8 protein-coding genes and 1 pseudogene are annotated in these 19599 nt (G+C 33.5%); all 9 read left to right on the top strand.

The features are described from left to right. Position 1 precedes the first annotated feature (1 nt). A complete protein-coding gene (locus ABJF52_RS09315) occupies positions 2–1555 on the top strand; it encodes an arylsulfatase (RefSeq protein WP_348149350.1) in 1554 nt (517 codons plus the stop codon). 463 nt (positions 1556–2018) lie between these two features. Further along, complete coding sequence (locus ABJF52_RS09310; RefSeq protein WP_348149348.1) at positions 2019–6233, top strand: two-component regulator propeller domain-containing protein; 4215 nt, start codon at positions 2019–2021, stop codon at positions 6231–6233. An 827-nt stretch (positions 6234–7060) separates the two neighbouring features. After that, positions 7061–10078, top strand: coding sequence for a TonB-dependent receptor (locus ABJF52_RS09305; RefSeq protein ID WP_348149346.1), 3018 nt, complete (start codon positions 7061–7063; stop codon positions 10076–10078). 32 nt (positions 10079–10110) lie between these two features. After that, positions 10111–11694, top strand: a complete 1584-nt coding sequence (locus ABJF52_RS09300; protein ID WP_348149345.1) for a RagB/SusD family nutrient uptake outer membrane protein — start codon at positions 10111–10113, stop codon at positions 11692–11694. Between the two features lie 171 nt (positions 11695–11865). Then, on the top strand, positions 11866–15216 hold the full coding sequence (locus ABJF52_RS09295) for a VCBS repeat-containing protein (protein ID WP_348149343.1): 3351 nt from the start codon (positions 11866–11868) through the stop codon (positions 15214–15216). Beyond that, on the top strand, positions 15216–16847 hold the full coding sequence (locus ABJF52_RS09290) for a hypothetical protein (RefSeq protein WP_348149341.1): 1632 nt from the start codon (positions 15216–15218) through the stop codon (positions 16845–16847). Before ABJF52_RS09295 ends, ABJF52_RS09290 begins: the two co-directional genes overlap by 1 nt. Positions 16848–16982: 135 nt before the next feature. Next, positions 16983–18209: a glycosyl hydrolase gene (locus tag ABJF52_RS09285; protein WP_348149377.1), complete on the top strand. Its 1227-nt coding sequence runs from the start codon at positions 16983–16985 to the stop codon at positions 18207–18209. A gap of 18 nt (positions 18210–18227) precedes the next feature. After that, positions 18228–19244 carry a zinc-binding dehydrogenase gene (locus tag ABJF52_RS09280; RefSeq protein ID WP_348149339.1) on the top strand — a complete coding sequence of 339 codons (1017 nt, stop codon included), beginning with the start codon at positions 18228–18230 and terminating at the stop codon, positions 19242–19244. 12 nt (positions 19245–19256) lie between these two features. Continuing rightward, a pseudogene (locus tag ABJF52_RS09275) lies at positions 19257–19599 on the top strand (glycosyl hydrolase); the annotation flags it as partial.

Raw genomic sequence — 19599 nt, 5'->3', positions numbered from 1 at the left:
AATGAAATATAGTTTTTACCATTTTGCCATTTGCTGCCTACTGATTTTTACATCTTGTAAAGAAGAGAAAAAGGCTATTGAAAAAGTTGAAGAAAGTACTAAACCGAATATCGTAATTATCTATGCTGATGATTTAGGATATGGTGAAATGGGAGCTTATGGTGCAACTGAAATAAAAACACCAAATCTTGATAAACTTGCAAATGGTGGAATGCGATTTACTCAAGGTTATGCGTCTTCAGCAACTTGTACTCCAAGTAGATATGCATTGTTGACAGGAGTTTATCCTTGGCGTAATGAAAGTGCTAAAATTCTGCCAGGAACAGCGCCACTTATTATTGACGTAACGCAACCTACTATTCCAAAAATGCTTCAAAAGCAGGGCTATTACACAGGTATAGTTGGAAAATGGCACTTAGGCTTAGGTAGCGGAAATGTTAATTGGAACGAACGAATAGCACCCGGGCCAAATGAGGTTGGTTTCGATTATAGTCATATTTTGGCGGCTACTCAAGATAGAGTTCCTACTGTTTATATTGAAAATGGCAATGTTGTAAACCTTGATCCAAATGATCCAATTGAAGTAAATTATAAAGAAAATTTTGATGGAGAACCTACAGGATTAGACAACCCAGAATTGTTGAAAATGAAATGGCATCATGGGCACAATAATAGTATTGTAAATGGAATTCCTCGTATTGGATTCATGAAAGGTGGTGAAGCTGCAAAATGGGTAGATGAAGATATGGCAGATTATTTTTTGGCCGATGCACAGAAGTATGTTAAAAAACATAAATCAGAACCATTTTTCCTATATTATGCATTACAACAGCCGCATGTACCGAGAACACCGAATAAACGTTTCGTTGGTTCCTCAGGTATGGGACCAAGAGGAGATGTAATTGTTGAGGCCGATTGGATGGTTGGTGAATTCATTAAAACTTTAGAGACTGAAGGATTATTAGAGAACACACTTATTGTTTTTTCAAGCGATAATGGTCCAGTTGTTAATGATGGTTATTATGATGATTCAGTAGAAAAATTAGGGAATCATAAACCTGCTGGTGTTTTGAGAGGAGGGAAGTATAGTCTTTTCGAGGCAGGTACCCGCGTTCCATTTTTTACGTATTGGAAAGGGAAAATTAATCCAGGTGTTTCGGATGCAATGGTATCTCAAATAGATTTATTTTCATCGCTAGCTGCATTGACTGGAAGTAAAGAAAGCACTGATGATAGTCAAGAGCTTTTAGATTTGTTCTTAGGAAAAAGTAATAAAGGACGAGAAGAAATGGTAATCGAAGCTACTTCCCGAACGGCTTTTAGAAAAGGTGATTGGGCTATGATTCCTCCCTATAAAGGTCCTGCTATAATTAAGACTGTAAATATTGAAGTTGGAAATGATAGTGATTACCAATTGTATAATTTGAAGGATGATATTGCACAAGAGAATAACTTAGCAAAAAGTAATCCAGAAAAACTTCAAGAATTAATTGCAGCATATCAATCAATTCGAGGTACTAAAAACACTGAAGTAGAGCAACTTGAATTGAAGTAATTTTGCTGTACTGTATAGCTGTTTTAATTTTATGTATTGTTTTACTTATAATTACGATTCTTAATATTCACCTGATAACAGTTTTACTAATAACTGAATTAATTTTGAGTTTCAGCTCCGATAATTATATAGTTGCAATTACCGAGGGTTTAACAAATGGTTTTTGTACTATTATTTAGTATGTAAAAATTGTGAATTTTCTATTGTCGGAGGAAACGGTTATTTGAATTGGCTCTTTCGTTAATCTTACTTTTAAATAGCAGTATTTTTTCCTCTCAAAGAAGTACATAGTATTGAAACATCCAAACTGTTAAAAAGCTTTGGCTTGCTTTCGACAAATATTACGATTTTCGGTGGAATGGTAGTTTTAATGTTATTATTTAGTCCTGATTGTTGCCGAGCTAATACTACAAGAAAATATTATATCTTGTAGTTTCCGTTATAATTTATAACTCCTTTGCTAATGCGCCCAAAATTGATTTTTGTTTTCTTTTTATTGATGACAGCACTTGGCATGTATAAAGGTTCAAGTCAAGAACAAATTTATTTTGATCATATAACTACAGACGACGGCTTATCACAGAGTGATATTAATGGAATCTACCAAGATGAAAAAGGCTTTATGTGGTTTGCAACCCATGATGGTCTCAATAAGTATGATGGATATGATTTTACAGTATTTAAACCAGAAAGCAATAAAGTACATAGTATCAGTTCTAATCTAATTTTTGAGATAGTTGGAGATAAAAGTGGAAACCTTTGGATTGGCACAACCGGTAGAGGCCTAAATTTCTTTAATCAAGCCGCTCAAACATTTGAAACCTATGAAAATAGTGCAGATGATGAATCTAGTTTGAGTAATAATCATATTTCTAAATTATATAGAGATAGAAAAAACCGACTATGGATAGGCACCAATAAAGGCCTGAATATGCTTGATTTAAATATTCCTCGAGATTCAGCCGTATTTAAAAAATTTAACCCCGCTAATAAACCATTTATTACCGGGTGGGATGGAAAATCGATTTTTGCCATTTTTGAAGATAGCCAAGATCAATTATGGGTGGGGGGGCATGGTGGTCTATATCTGCAATCGAGAGACAGTCGTGGAGAAATATATTTTAGTCCACAAAATGAAAATTTAGGCTTACCTGCTGGTATTGTTCGATGCATCACAGAAGACAAGCACGGTAAATTTATTTTTGCTATGGATGATGGCCTATACTACCCACAAGAACAAAACGGTGAGTATAAAATGTTGAAGTTTCAAAACGGAACTTTTAATCAGCTTCTTGTTGATAAGAATAATAGTATTTGGGCTGGTTCTGAAAATGGTCTATATAGATTCACACATTCTAAACAAGATGAAAAACCCCAACTTCAAAATCATTTTAAATACCATGCTCGTAATACTTATGGATTGAGCAAAAATATTGTGAGATCATTATTTATGGATAAATCTGGAATCATTTGGGTCGGAACAAATGGTGGAGGAATTAATAAATATGATCCAGCGAGAAAAATGTTTCGCCATATTCGAAAAGGTTCTGACCTAAAAAGTCTTAGTTATGATAAAATCCGGGCCATGTATGAGGATAGCAATGGTGCTTTATGGATTGGTACAGAAGGAGGTGGACTCAACATGTTGATTAAAGAGAATGATGACGGCAAATATAATAAGTTTACAATTTTCGATAATATTAAAAAACCTTTTGCAATTACAGAATTCAACCATAATGGTCGGAAAAAACTATTTGTAGGCGCCGAAAACGCGCCAGGTCTTTACGAAGTTGAAATCACTTCTAAAAGTCAAATTCATGAAAATGATTTTAAAGAGGTTAGCGGTATAGGTAGAAGCGTTTTTTCACTACTTGTTGATTCTGAAAATAATTTGTGGATAGGGACATATGGTGAAGGAATTCACAAATGGTCGCCTGATGCAAATGTCAAAGGGGGCTTTAAAAAACGACAATTTAAGAATGACCTTTCAAATGATAATTCTATTTCGAATAATATAATTCGAAGTATTTATGAAGATAGCGATCATAATATTTGGTTTGCAACAGGAAAGGGGCTTAGTATGTTACCAAAATCTGAGAAAGATAAAAAACTCCCAAAATTTGAAGTTTATTTCAAAGACCCTAATGACAAGAATTCACTGCCGCATAATTACATATTATCGCTTTTTGAAGATACCTCAGGTAATATTTGGATTGGTACTTTCGGTGGCGGTCTAGCCAAATTTGTTGATGATGATAGTGGTAGTTTTGTTGTTTATGATGAAGAAAATGGTTTGCCAAACAATGTCATCAAAAGCATTTTAGAAGATGATGAGAAGCAACTTTGGCTTTCAACCAATCAAGGGCTTTCTCGATTTGATTTATCTAATGAGAATTTCACTAATTATGATACAGATGATGGCCTTCAAAATAGCGAGTTTCAGGAGCTTGCAAGCGTAAAAAGAAAAAGTGGTGAAATGCTATTTGGTGGTATTAATGGCTTTAATGCATTTTATCCACAGCAGATAAAACGAAATAGTTTTGAAGCCGAAACCGTTTTAACAAATTTTACAATTTTTAATGAACCGGTTGCGATTGGTGATGAAATAAATGGGCGAATTTTATTAAAAAATGATATAAGTCAAACAGAAACAATTGATTTAAAATATAAAGAAAACAATGTGGCTTTTGAATTTGCCGCATTGCATTACGCTGCTCCGCGAAAAAATGAATTTACTTATATTCTTGAAGGTTTTGATAAAGATTGGATCTCCACCACTTCTGATAAACGATTTGCTACTTATACGAATCTACCTGCTGGCGAATATATTTTTAAGGTAAAAGCTTCAAATAATGATGGTCTTTGGGATCAATCTCCAGCCGAAATTGAGTTAAATGTTAGTCCACCTTTTTGGCTCACTAAAACCGCATTTGCTTTTTACTCACTATTTGCCTTTGCACTTCTTTGGCTGTTCTACAAATACACTTTTATTCGCACGACGAAAAAATATAATTTAGAGCTAGAACATGTTGAAAAAGAAAAGAACGATGAATTACAGCGGTCTAAACTAGAATTTTTTACGAACATAAGCCATGAATTCAGAACACCTTTGACATTGATAAAAGGACCACTAGAATATCTTCAAAAAAATACCGGAAATTTAGATAAAGACGAACTTGAAGAGCAATATGGGCTGATGCAAAAAAACACTAGTTACTTGTTGAAACTAGTAAATCAATTGCTTGATTTTAGAAAAATTGACCGTGGTAAAATGCAATTGGTAGTTCGTAATAGTGATATATTATCATTTATTAAGGAGATTGGTGAGCCTTTTCAATTTTTGGCTCATAAAAAGAATGTCAGCTTTGAAATCAATTCATCAGAGAAAGTTATTCGATCTTGGTTCGACCATGATGCTCTCGAAAAAGTGATTAACAACTTATTGTCAAACGCTTTTAAGTATACACCAGAAAATGGCACTATTTCTGTCTTAATCAATAAGGATGTTAAAAATGAGAATGGTTTTAAAATAGAGATGGTTAAAATTCAAGTCAGTGATACTGGGCAAGGAATTTCTCAGAAACGAGTTAAAACAATATTTAATCGATTCAACTCAAGTGAAATAAATGAAAAACAAAATTTGCAAGGTGCCGGCATCGGTCTTTCTTTTACCAAAAACTTAATAGAACTACATAAAGGAAGTATAGAGGTTTTTAGTCAGCCCGAAATGGGTAGTAATTTTATTGTAAGATTTCCTATTAAGCGAAAGGCATATGAGAACATTCCGGAAATCAGCATTAAAGAAGAAACTGATGCAGATTTTTTAGTTCGCTCATCAGAAACTGAATCTTTTGCTATAGATTTAAATGATGAACTCATAGATGAGAATTTATCAAAATCGCGGTCTAAGCTTCCAATTTTATTAATAGTAGATGATAATTCTGAAATACGATTATTCATTAAACAGGCCCTTAAAAGTTCTTATGTTATTTATGAAGCAGAAAATGGTAAACTAGCTTTCGAATTAACTAAGAAGATAATGCCCAATATAATTTTGACTGACATTGTAATGCCTGCAATGAATGGTATTGAGCTTTGTGAGCAATTAAAATCTAAAGAAGAAACAAGTCATATTCCTATCATAATGCTTACAGCCAAAGCATCTCAAGAAAGTGAAATACAAGGTCTTTCAAAAGGGGTGGATGGTTATATTAGAAAACCCTTCGATTTAGAATTACTACAATTAAAATTGTCAAATATTTTAAAACAACGAGAACAATTACGCAAGCAGTTTACGCGTGATATTCAACTACGACCTAAAGACGTTACGGTTACTACTACAGACGAGCGGTTTTTAAATGAGGCAATTGAAATTGTCGAAAAACATATGGCAAATACGGATTTCAATGTTGAAATGTTAGTGAATGAAATGAATATAAGCCGAAGTAATCTCTACTTAAAATTTAAAGCCGTAACTGGTTTATCTTCAAGCGAATTTATTCGAAATATTCGATTAAAGAGAGCTGTTCAATTATTAGAACAAAGCGGGCTATCTGTTAAAGAAATTATGTATATGACAGGTTTTAACACAGCCTCTTATTTTTCAAAATGTTTTAAGAAACAGTTTGGAGTAATTCCTAGTGAGTATGTAAGACAAACTAAAAAAGACAAAAACTAGAATCTACAATCTAGTTCTTGTCGTGTAGAATCCTTACTTATTAATACTGTATTAACAGTTTACTATGTTTTTAAAACATTGAATTTTCAACCCAATTTAATTAAGAGAGATTTAAAGAATTTAATAAACGGATAACCTATTTATCTTTTTTGCTCATTGTATAGGCGCGTTGAATTGGCCAATTGGTGAGGCAATTGTTTGTATGATGATATTAGGGCCAATGTTCGAAAATTTTTTCAACATAACATTTCCATAAACCTCAATAGTTAATTTGAGCTATTTCTACTGTTAATCATATGTTATAGATTAAAAATCATTTGTATTGAGACTTCAATAAATAATTGAACACTTTTACAACGTATTGATTTAATATATCAAAATAGTGTCAATGGTTGTTAATCAATGATTAAACGTGCGAAAATTCAAGACGTAATTTTACTAAGTAAGACATTTGATAATAGGTAAGAATAAATAAGGAAAAATCGAAGGGCACTTTCTCCATGTAATTTTATGATTGACTTAAATTATCAACTTATAAAATAACGATCTCAATATTTTTCTTGTCTAGTTCATGTCTAGTGCCCAGTTTAGGTCTGATAATGCTATTTATGTATTTTTCGAATGAAATTATTGTATAATTCATATTTATTTTAAAATTAATTATAAATATGATTTTTCATTAAAAGGTGTACAAGTGAAAATTTTTGTCATTTCTATTATACATTTTTTCAATTATCGAACAACAAATGCTCAATGTTGAATTTTAAATAACTAATCAATCTAGTAAGTAAAAAATTAAACTTAATTAACTCAATAAACCAATGATTATGAAAAAACGATTTTTCGAATTTTTAAAAAAAGGTTTCCTAACGGGGCTGTTCCTTGCATTAATGGGCATGCAATATGCTCATGCTCAGCAAACCATTTCAGGAAATGTAGTAGATGAAAATGGGGATCCCGTTCCCGGAGCTAATATTGTAGTAAAAGGGACAACTAATGGTACGCAATCAGATTTTGATGGAAATTATACTATTGATGCCTCAACTGGAGATGTACTTGCCATATCATATATAGGATATGCTACACAGAATATTACTATTGGAACGCAAACTACAATTAATACGCAATTAGTACTTGATCAACAACAATTAGATGAGGTTGTAGTAATCGGATATGGTACAGCTAGAAAAAGTGATTTAACAGGGTCTATTGCTCGAGTTACTTCAAAATCTTTTGAGGATCAACCAATGTCACGTGTGGAAGATGCTTTACAAGGTAGAGCTGCTGGTGTTACGGTCGCTAGACAAAGTGGAGCTCCTGGTGGAGATGTGAAAATTAGAATAAGAGGTACTAATTCTATTACAGGTAACAATGACCCCCTAGTCGTAATCGATGGAATTATTGGTGGGGACTTGAGAACTTTAAACCCCAATGATATTGCTTCAATGGATGTTCTAAAAGATGCATCTGCGACAGCTATTTATGGTTCAAGAGGGGCTAACGGAGTAATATTAATTTCGACTAAAAAGGGTTCAGGTAAAGGAAAACTTGATGTTGATTTTTTCTCCTCTTTATCAACTGTACCTAAAATGTTAGAAACTTTACAAGGTGATCAAGCTGGCGATTTTGCCAGAATAGAGAATCTTAGAAGAGGAAACGAGTTTATACCTCAAAGCGAAATTCAATTATTGGATGAACAAGGAGGTGTGGATTATCAAGATGAGGTATTTAATACAGCATTATCTAATACACTTCAACTCTCGTATAGTGGCAGCTCTGAAGATATGAACTATTTCGTTTCTGGAAACTATGTGAACCAAGAAGGAACTGTTATTGAAACAGGCTACGAAAGGTTTTCTTTAAGGGCAAACGTTAGTGCGCAGATAACTGATAAATTAAAAGTAGGCGTTAATTTATTTGGTAGTAGAGGCATTACTAAAAACGATATGACTATTTTTTCAAGATATCAAGGTAGCTTAGTTGCTCACGCGGTAACTTGGGATCCTACAACACCTATTTATTCTGACCAAGCCGCTGGTCTTTACAATGAAGGTTCTACAAGATCATTAGCCTCTTTAAATTATAATCCCATTGCCAGATTGCGTCAAAGTGATATGCAATTATTGCAAGATAGATTAAATGCTAATGCCAACGTAAGTTATGACCTTACGGATAGTTTTAATTACAATTTATTAGTAGGTGCGAATACTTTAGGTTCTACTACAGAGAATTTTATAGAAGATTACGGAGAACCAGAAGTTGGTTTTTCAAGTTTTAAAACCACAGGTTTCCAGGTTAGTAATATTTTATCGTGGAACAAAAAATTTGGTAACCATAACCTTAAAGTTACCGGACTTTATGAATTTCAAGAATCGGAAGCTAGAACAAATGGTTATAATGTTATTGACCTAATAGGACCTCTTGGTTATTATTTTGCAGAATTAAATAGAGGGTTCTCTATTAACAATAATAAAACAAAAAGTTCAATAGAATCTATAATGGGTAGATTAGAATATAACCTTAATGATAATTTATTCTTAACTGCTACTGTTCGTAATGATAAATCATCCAGATTTCAAGAAGGGAATAAAGCAGGTACTTTTTATTCTTTTGCAGGGTCTTATAATTTTACGAATATGGACTTCATACAAAACAGTGATTTGTTAAGTAGTTTTAAACTACGCGCTGGTTGGGGTCAAGTTGGTAATCAAGATATTGGTATTTATAGTACATTCAACTCTGTTGATATTAGTGGAGTATATGCATTTAATGGTGAAACAAGAGAGAATGGGTCTACGGTAGGTCAAATTGGAAACCCAGACACTACTTGGGAAACTACTACGCAAACCAATGTTGGTCTAGATTTTGGTTTTTGGGATAATCGCATAAACTTGAGCCTAGATGGCTATAAAAAGAATACAACAGATTTATTGTTGGCTGTACCAATTCCCGCAACGCTTGTTGGTCCTGGAAAAACTCAAATACGAAACGTAGGTGAGGTTGAAAACCGCGGTATTGATATTACACTTTCTGCTGCAATAGCACAAACCGATAATTTTAGTTGGGATTCGAATGTAAGCCTCTCACTTGTTAAAAATGAGGTATTAAGTCTATATGACGATCTTGATGAAATTCAAGGCACATTTGGAAGTATCGATGGCCAAGGAAGAGTTTGGAATGTTATTCAAGTTGGAGAACCTTTAGGACAATTGCAAGGTGCTACTTTCTTAGGAACTTGGAAATCTTCAGAGGCTGCAGAAGCTGCTGAATACGGTCTTGAACCCGGTGATGCAAAATATCTTAGAGATGAAGATGGAAATCGTGTTATAGGGGCTATTGGCAATGGCACACCAACTACGCTTTGGGGATGGAATAATACATTCGCATATAAGAATTGGGATATGAATATCTTCTTTCAGGGGGTACATGGTTTTGATATGCTTAATGCATTACGTGGAACTATTGTTGGTGCTACAGGAAATCAAAGAAGTTTTATGCATCCTGAACAACTAAATCAGTGGACACCTCAAAATGAGACCGATATTCCTGCTGGTGGTGAAAATGATTATGGATCTAGTAGATATATTGAAAAAGGTGGTTTTGTGCGATTAAGCAATTTTAATCTTGGCTATACTTTTAGAGATGTTAAGGGATTTGAATCGGTAAAGATTTATGTTGGTGGTCAAAATTTGTTATTAATAACAGATTATAGTGGTTACGATCCTGAATTAACTTCAAGACCTGCGGATAATTCTGGTAATACAGATGTTGCTCCTGGTATTGATATAGGTACATATCCTAATCCTCGTGTAGGCCATATAGGAGTTAAATTTCAATTGAAATAAAAAAAATTATTACAAAGAGAAAAAATATAATCATGATAAGAAAAGTAGATTTTAATAAACTAAAAATACCATTTACAGGTTTAGTTGCCGTAATGGTTTTGACCTTTGTCTTTCAAGGTTGTGTGCGCTTGGAAGAAAACCCTTCGGAAGTACAAATTGCACCAGGATCATATAGTGATATATCTGAACTTAGATTAGGAGTAACAGGAATATATGCTAGTTTAAGAAATGCTTCGCAGTGGTCAACATTTTATGTTAATGGTTGGAGTGGCGATGATCTTACAACACATAAGGCTAGTAACAAAGCTGATTTTAGAGAAGCAGATCAAAGGAATATAAGTAATGAAAATAGTAGAACGCAAGATAATTGGCGTAACATTTATGGTATGATTTTTAATGCAAATACGGTTCTCCAAAATATTGAGGGTACTACTTTTGCAGGTCAAGAAGATGAGCAAAATCGATTACTAGGTGAGATTTACTTCTTAAGAGGTGCCATGTTTTTTCACTTGGCTAGAACTCATGGACGAATTATAATTCCAACAACACCAGAAATTGATTTTGAAGTGCAATTAGCAAGTCAATTAGATGTATTTACACAAATAGAAGCTGATTTTATTCAAGCTGCTAGTTTATTACCAGATTTGTATCCAGGAGTTAATCCTGGAGCACCTCGACCAAATAAAGGTTCAGCAAGAGCTATGTTAGCTAGACTTTATTTAGATTGGGCAGGTTTTCCATTGAATGATACTTCTAAATATGATGCTGCTGCTGGTATGGCCAAACAAGTAATTGATAATGCAGCTGCTCATGGCTTTGCTTTAGTTAATAATTTGGAAGAATTGTGGGCGTTAGACACACGCTTTAATTCTGAAGGTGTTTGGACAATTGCATATTGTAATGCTTGTGGCACACGGAACGGTAAATTCGCAAGATTGGGTTGGCCTTCTGATAATCAAGGGTGGGGAGAAACATTCGCTGAAATACGATATTTCGAAGATTTTCCTGAAGGTGCTCGTAAAGAAGCCACTTACAGAACTGATGCCGATTGGGTAAATTTTAGTGATCAAGTTACCCCTGTTTTTAAGAAAATTGTTGGTCCAGCTTCTGATGATCCAGTAAGTATTGGTGTGCACTTTACCAGTCGCAATGATCTTTATTTAAGATATGCAGAGGTGCTTTTAATTTATGCAGAAGCATCTGCAAGAGCAGGAAGTGCAACGGCTGATGCTTGGGAAGCCTTGAATATGGTTCGAAGAAGAGCTGCTGGTTTGCCCTATGCTGATCCTGTACCAACGGAAACCTCACAATTAGATGCTGAAGGAAATCCAAATGGTCTAACTTATGTTGATGTAACTTCTGGAGATTTAGCTGAACTTACATTCACCGAAAGAAAATGGGAATTGGCCGGCGAATGGATTCGATGGAACGATTTAGTGCGAATGGAAAGAGTTGAACAAGCTTTAAGTAATAGAGACCCGAGAGTTACACCAGATAATATTAATGGTGGAATTATACCAGTGCAAAATGCAATTATAGGTTCACTTGGAACAGATAATTATTTCGCACCAATACCAATACGAGAAGTTGATTTGCTGCCAGGTCTAGCAAACTAGGAACTTAGTAAGTTTGAGTTAGTTTTATGACGGTAAGATTTTGGGTAACCATTTTCTTGCCGTTTTTTATAAAAATTGAAATTACTAAACACGATTCTTGCACGCTGTTTTTTCTTTTTTTACAGCACTAAATCGCGTATTTTAGTAAATAACAAATGCAATTAATAAAGTATGTTTTTTGAACGTAACATTCCATTAATTTTTTACTATGGAGTAATCCTCTTAACTATTTTTTCTTGTGAAGAAAAAGACGATGAAACTGTCGTAAAAATTGAAATGGAAGATAAATTATTTGAGTCGATTCGTTCAGTAGATTCGGGTTTAGATTTTAGTAATCCATTGGTTGAAAACTTGGACTATAATTACTTTCAATATATGTATATGTATATTGGAGGTGGAGTTGCAGCTGCTGATTTTAATAATGACAATTTAGTTGATCTTTTTTTTGTTTCTAATACTTACGATAATAAACTGTATATAAATAAAGGAGATTTTAAGTTTGAAGATATTACAATTAGTGCCGGGATTGAAAAAAGAGAAGGTTTTGATTCAGGTGTTTCTATTGTGGATGTAAATAGTGATGGTTTTTTAGATATTTATATTTCTCGAGGCGGTTGGAAATCTGAAGACAATAAGTTTGCTAATATGCTTTATATCAATAATGGCGATCTAACTTTTACTGAAAAAGCCGAAGAATTGGGGTTGGCGGATGCCAACAGAACAATACAAGCTACTTTTTTCGATTATGACAAGGATAATGATTTGGATGTATATGTATCCAATACTCCTGATATTGAAGGTAAAATAGAGATAGTTAAACTTGATGAAGTTCTTAGCAATCCTAAAACAATGGATTTTAAAGGAAGTGATCGATTGTATAGTAATGATGGTACTGGACATTTTACAGATGTTTCTAAAAAAGCAGGTTTATTATATGATATAGGTTTTGGATTAAACCCTCAAGTAGGTGATTTAAATAATGATGGTTGGTTGGATATTTATGTATGTAATGACTTCAATTTTCCAGATTTGGCTTATGTAAATAATGGGGATGGAACATTTTCTGAATCGAGAAACGAACTTTTTAAACATATGTCATTCAATAGTATGGGTAGTGATATGGCCGATATTAATAATGATGGGTTTTTAGATTTAATGACCTTAGATATGAATCCTGAGGATTATATAAGATCTAAAACTACCATGGCAATGACTTCTGTTAATCAGTTTGAGTCCATGGTTAAAAAAGGATATCATTACCAGTATATGCATAATATGCTGCATGTAAATAATCAAAATGGCAAGTTCAGTGAAATAGGGAAAATGGCTGGTATGGCAGATACTGATTGGAGTTGGTCTTTACTTTCTGCTGATTTTGATTTGGATGGTTTCAATGATATTTATGTAACGAACGGAGTTTATAGAGATGTTATTGATAGGGATAAGAACAACGAAATTCTAGAAATACTTCGAACAAATCAAAGAAAACCGTCAGCTGAAGATTTTTTGAAATTTGCAAAAATGCTTCCTCAGCAAAAATTGAATAATTATTTTTTCAAGAATAACAAGGACCTTAGCTTTAAAGATACTTCTACAATGTGGGCCGACTCTTCATTAACTTTTTCTAATGGGGCTGTTTATGCTGATCTTGATAATGATGGCGATTTAGATGTTGTAGTAAATAATATTAATGATGAGGCGACTTTATTAAAAAATGATGCAATTGGACTTGATAAAGGTAATTATCTAAAAATAAAATTTAAAGGGCCAGATACTAACAAATTTGGTATTGGAGCATTTGTAAAATTAACACTCGAGGACGGAACTTTTTTATCGCGTAGGCTTATAAATTCAAGAGGCTTTTTATCCTCTGTATCCAATACATTACACTTTGGGATTGGCAAAGAACAGAGAATTGAAAAGATGGAGGTCATATGGCCAGATGATAAATACCAAGAAATTAAAGAAGTAGAGCTAAATCAACACTTATTGGTTGATTATAAAAATGCATTAAAAAAAGTTGAGAATTCACAGGTTCAAAAGACTCTTTTTGCTAAAAAGGAAAGCGAGTTTAAACATACAGACCCTTATTTTAATGATTATAATATTCAGGTTTTGTTACCACATAAGCTTTCTCAAACAGGTCCTGCAGTAGCAAAAGCAGATGTGAATAAAGATGGTATTGAAGATGTATACCTCGGAGGAGCTCACGGTCATGCTGGTCAGTTACTTTTAGGTCAAAAGTCAGGTACATTTAAATCTATAGAAATAGCAGATTTTAAAAATGATATGGAATATGAAGATACTGGTGCAATATTTTTTGATTCCGATAATGATGGTGATTTAGATTTATATGTAGTTAGTGGTAGCTATGAAATGTATGGCTATCCAAGATTATTACAAGATAGACTTTACCTTAATGATGGAAATGGTAATTTTTTAAATGCAGTTAATAAATTGCCTAAAATTAAGACTGCGAGTTCAGTAGTTACACCAGCTGATTTTGATGGTGACGGAGATCTTGATCTTTTTGTTGGGGGTAGAGTAGTTGTTGGAAAATATCCTTATCCACCTAATAGTCAGTTATTAGTAAACGAGGGTGGAGTTTTTAGTTTAGCGACAAGAAAATTTGCACCTGAATTGGAAAAAGTAGGTATGATTACCGATGCAATTTGGGAAGATATAAATGGTGATGATAAAATAGATCTTGTTGTTACCGGTGAGTGGCTCGGTGTAGAAGTATTTATAAATAAGGATAATAAATTAGTTGCCAGTAATGATTTTCCAGTTCTTAAGAATGCAAAAGGATGGTGGAATAAAATATTAATAACAGATATAGATCAAGATGGAGATAAAGACATTGTCGCTGGTAATCTTGGACTCAACTATAAATTTCATGCCTCTTATGAAAAACCGTTTGATATATATACAACGGACTTCGACTTTAATGGATCTGTAGATGTTGTTTTAGCTAAAGAGTATAATGGAAAAAAAGTGCCCGTAAGAGGCAAAAGTTGCATGACACAGCAATTACCAAACTTGGCTAATAAAATAACTACATATCAAGATTTTGCAACTAGAGATTTACAAGGCATTGTTGGTAAGCGATTAGAAAACGCTTTACATTATGAGGTAACTGAGTTCCGTTCAGGAATTTTTTTTAATAATGGCGCAGAAGGATACGTATTTCAACCTTTTGTAAATGAAGTACAGCAATCACCAATAAATAGTATTCTTTTTCATGATTTTGATGGCGATGGAAATAAAGATTTGTTAATGGCGGGTAATAATTATCAATCTGAAGTGGAAACTACTAGGGCCGATGCAGGTATTGGTTGTTTTCTAAAAGGTGATGATAAAGGTGATTTTACATTAATTAATAATATGAAAACTGGATTTTTTGCAGATAAGGATGTTAGAAATATGCTACTTTTAAATTCAGGTGATTCTAATTTGGTAATGGTCGCAAATAATAACAATTACTATGATTTTTTTGAGGTCAAAAAAATGAATAACAATTAATGATGTTTACAATTAATTATGTAGTTAAAATTATTTTATTCGTAGTTCTTTATTGTACGGTTAATAATACAACTGCACAAGATTCTAATGATTTAAATTCTGATGAATTATTTGAAAAAGGATTGGAGTTAAGATTTCAAAAGCCAGACCAATCTATTGAATTACTCGAGAAAGCTCATGAAAATTATTTAATTGAAGGAGACACTTTAAGTGCAATTAAAACGCTACTTGAAATGCCATATCAGTATGGGCAAAAAGTAGATTATGCTAAAACGTATGATGGCCTATGGCATGCGCTTTTTTTAGCAGATGATTTAGATAATCAAGCAATTAAAGCATCTATTTATACGCGGCTTGGAAGACTTTATAGTTTTTATAAAAAAGAAGAAAATGCGTTGGAGTATCTAAATAATGCATTAAAAATAAACAAAGAATTAGTTGCTAATAATGAAGTAGATGTTGCAGTTTTAGTGCAAAATTATTATTTGTTTTGCGCGACCTTTCGAGAACTTGATAAACCCAAACTGGCAAAAAAATATCTAGATAGCTGCTTTTTAAATTACAATGATTCTAATAAATTAATTTATAAATCATATTTGAAATTTGAAAAGTCATTTGTTCTTACCAAAGAGGAAAAGTATCAAGAGGCACTTGAAATAATGAATGAAATAGAGCCTTGGTTTTTAGAAAACCGCCCTTCTTATTTGGTTTTAGTATATACGTATTGGGGTGATATTTATCGAAATCAAAATAACTTAAATCAAAGTGAAATTTATTATCAAAAAGCAATTGAAATTTCATCACGTTATAACAGTCATTTGGATTTTTCTATTCTAGTTCATGAAAGGCTTGCTAACTTATATATTACAAAAGGTAATTACGAAAAGGCGTATGCCAGCCAATCAAAGGCTAAAGCATTAGATGCCCAATTTTTTGATAGTAGAAGTCCCTTAAATAGGCCTTTGTTAGAAATAAAAGATGAATTTAGATTAGAGAAAGAACGCCAAGAAAAACTTATCCAACAGCAACGACTAGAACAATTAGAACAAGAAGATAAAATTTCTTTTTTGCAGCAAATTATTTTACTTGGTGCATTGGTATTCACTTTAATACTAGCCTTCGTTTATATATCGCAAATTCGAGCGAAACATAAAGTTGAAAAAGCACTTATAAGAAGAAACAAAGAATTAGAAATTCAAAAATCTAAAGAACTTCTTGAATTAAAGAATAAAGAATTGGCTACCTCAGCGCTACAGCTTGTAGAAAAAGACGAATTTCTTAAAGATATAAAGAGTAAACTTAAAGGTGAAAATGGAAATATACAAACTGCAGAAATAAATAGGGTGCTTAAATCTATTTCACATAGTAATCAGAATAATTGGGATGAATTTAAATTGCGGTTTACGCAAGTGAATGAAGATTTTTATAAACAAGTAACTACTAGGTATCCCAAATTGAGTCAAGCCGATCAGAAAATATGCGCGTTAATTAAATTAAATTTCTCAAGCAAGGAGATGGCTCGATTACTCGGAATTTCAGTAGAATCTGTGCATACTACTCGTTATCGATTACGTAAGAAAATGGGATTAGACAGAAGTGTAAATTTAGAGGATTTTATTGCCAATATTTAACGATTTATATCCAATTGTACAGTATTTGTCTAGTTGTAGTTTACTTTTTGGAAAGGCTATTCCATTATTTTTAGAAGATTCAAATATAAAATAGTCTAAACGCGATTTCTAAAATTTAGAAGCGTGAAATTTATCATTATGACCTGTACAAAATACCTAATAACACTGCAAATAGTATTGTTGTTTTCAGCATGTAACACTGGTGAAAAACATTCTGAAATTATTAATAGTATGAATAACGAGAAAAATCAGATTACTGATGACCAAATAGATTTTTTAGGGATAACAGATACTGCACATTTAAGTGCTGCATCAAAAAGAGCTTTAAAATGGCCGACTGATTTGGGTAATGAATGGTTTATTCAATTTGGACCATTAAAACCATTAAAAGGTGATTTGGCCTATGAAGAAGGTGTTGTGCGAAGAGATCCTAGTGCAATAATTAAGGAGAACGGAAAATATTACGTATGGTACACTAAAAGTACAGGTCCTACACAAGGCTTTGGAGGCGATATAGAAACTGAAAAGGTTTTTCCATGGGATAGATGTGATATTTGGTATGCCACTTCTGAAGACGGTTGGACATGGAAAGAAGAAGGCCTAGCGGTGCCACGTGGGGAAAAGGGAGCTTACGATGACCGTTCTGTTTTTACAGTGGAAATAATGAAGTGGGAAGATAAATACTACTTGTGTTATCAAGCGGTGCAATCGCCGTACAATGTGCGTGTAAAAAATACAGTAGGTTTAGCATGGTCAGATTCTCCTAATGGACCATGGACAAAAAGTAAAGAGCCAATATTGAAGCCTGCAGATAACGGTATTTGGAAAGGTGAAGAACAAAATCGACATTTAGTAGAAAAGAAGGGAGATTTCGATAGTCATAAAGTACATGATCCTTGTATTATTCCGTATAAAGGAAAATTCTACCTATACTATAAAGGAGAACAAATGGGAGAAGCCATAACATTTGGTGGAAGACAAATTCGTCATGGAGTTGCTATTGCCGATCAGCCAGAAGGACCTTATATTAAATCACCTTACAATCCTATTTCTAATAGTGGTCATGAAATTTGTGTCTGGCCATATTCCGGTGGTATAGCATCTTTGATTACAACTGATGGTCCTGAAAAAAATACAATTCAATGGGCGCCAGATGGAATTAATTTTGAAATTATGTCTGTTATTCCAGGGGTTAATGCCCATGCTATAGGATTAAATAGAACAGCAGACAATGAAAAAGAACCTACTGAAATACTTCGTTGGGGTCTAACCCATGTGTATAACAGTGGAGATTATCAAAGCATCATGCGTTTTTCTTCAGAGCGGAAAACATCGCATGTTGCCAAGGGGGAAACAAAATAAAAATTCATATTAAGAATAATGAAAGCAACAGTTTATGAAGGCAATAAGTCCTTCTCAGTTATTGAAAAAGAAATAGAGAACCCGCAAGCAGGTGAAGTTAGAATTAAAGTTGCCTATTCAGGAGTATGCGGTACAGATGTTCATATTTATCATGGAATGATGGACAAGCGTGTGAGCATGCCGATTACCATTGGTCATGAAATGTCAGGTACCATAGATGCTATCGCAGATGATGTTTCTGGTTTTGAAATTGGTGAAAAAGTAGTTGTACGACCATTAGACGATCGAGGAGTAAAAGCGTCAGATAAAGGGTTTAATCATATTTGTGAAGATTTAAAGTTCATCGGAATTGATAGTCCTGGTTCTATGCAACAATATTGGAATGTGCCCGCATTTACTTTACATAAATTAAAAGCCGAAACTGATTTGAAGTTAGCTGCGTTAATTGAACCTTTATCTGTAGCTGTTCACGATGTTCGCTTGAGCGAATTAAAAGCTTCAGAAACAGCAGTTGTTTTAGGTGGCGGACCAATTGGACTTTTAGTTGCAATGGTTGCTAAAGAAACTGGTGCTAATGTTATCGTATCAGAAGTGAATGAAAATAGAATTGCAAAGGCTAAAGAATTAGGGCTAAATGCTGTAAATCCTACTAAAATTGACTTGGTAGCATATGTAAAAGAGCAAACTAAAGGGCGACGCGCGGATGTTGTTTTTGAAGTAGCGGGTGTACAACCAACCTTAGATGTTATGACGGAAGTTTCGGGAATTCGTGGAAGAATTTTAATGGTCGCAATTCATGGACAGAAAAAAGAAATTGACCTTTTTAAATTCTTTTGGAAAGAGCTTAAATTAATTGGAGCTCGTGTTTATGAAAAAGAGGATTATGAAAGAGCTATTGATCTTATTACAAAAAATGAATTACCATTTGAAGATATGATAACAGACGTTCAACCATTGAGTAAAATTCAGCAAGTGTTCGAAAATATCGACAATAATCCTGATGGCATGAAAGTTTTAATGGATTGCCAATCCTAAGGAAAACCGAAAATGAAAAATACCTCATTATTATTTTTAGTGCTGCTATGTGCTTGTAATTCATGCAATATTTCTAAAGAGAAAATGGCAGATGAAGATATAGTCTCGAAAGTTTCTGATGAGATTGTCAAAAAGCTTGGTATTACTAATAAAGATAGCCTTAGTGCAGCATCAAAACGTGCTATTGAAATGGGATACGAAGCTGGACCAGAATGGTGGACTAAGTTCAGTCAGTATGATTTGAAAGGTGTATTCGAATTTGAACCTGGGGTTTATCGACGTGACCCTAGTGCGATAATTGAAGTGGATAATACGTACTATGTATATTATTCAAAAAGTGATGGCAAATCGTACG

Origin of the sequence: Aurantibacter sp., from assembly GCF_039941195.1 — a bacterium.
In the GTDB taxonomy this organism is placed as follows: domain Bacteria; phylum Bacteroidota; class Bacteroidia; order Flavobacteriales; family Flavobacteriaceae; genus Aurantibacter_A.
The sequence above is the reverse complement of the archived record's forward strand: the minus strand, read 5'-3'. Positions and strand labels throughout refer to the sequence as shown.

What these genes read in the sequence shown, in the direction of transcription:
- ABJF52_RS09295 (WP_348149343.1), top strand. Translation starts at nt 11,866, where the DNA reads ATGTTTTTTGAACGTAACATTCCATTAATTTTTTACTATGGAGTAATC.
- ABJF52_RS09300 (WP_348149345.1), top strand. Translation starts at nt 10,111, where the DNA reads ATGATAAGAAAAGTAGATTTTAATAAACTAAAAATACCATTTACAGGT.
- ABJF52_RS09280 (WP_348149339.1), top strand. Translation starts at nt 18,228, where the DNA reads ATGAAAGCAACAGTTTATGAAGGCAATAAGTCCTTCTCAGTTATTGAA.
- ABJF52_RS09305 (WP_348149346.1), top strand. Translation starts at nt 7,061, where the DNA reads ATGAAAAAACGATTTTTCGAATTTTTAAAAAAAGGTTTCCTAACGGGG.
- ABJF52_RS09310 (WP_348149348.1), top strand. Translation starts at nt 2,019, where the DNA reads ATGCGCCCAAAATTGATTTTTGTTTTCTTTTTATTGATGACAGCACTT.
- ABJF52_RS09315 (WP_348149350.1), top strand. Translation starts at nt 2, where the DNA reads ATGAAATATAGTTTTTACCATTTTGCCATTTGCTGCCTACTGATTTTT.
- ABJF52_RS09290 (WP_348149341.1), top strand. Translation starts at nt 15,216, where the DNA reads ATGATGTTTACAATTAATTATGTAGTTAAAATTATTTTATTCGTAGTT.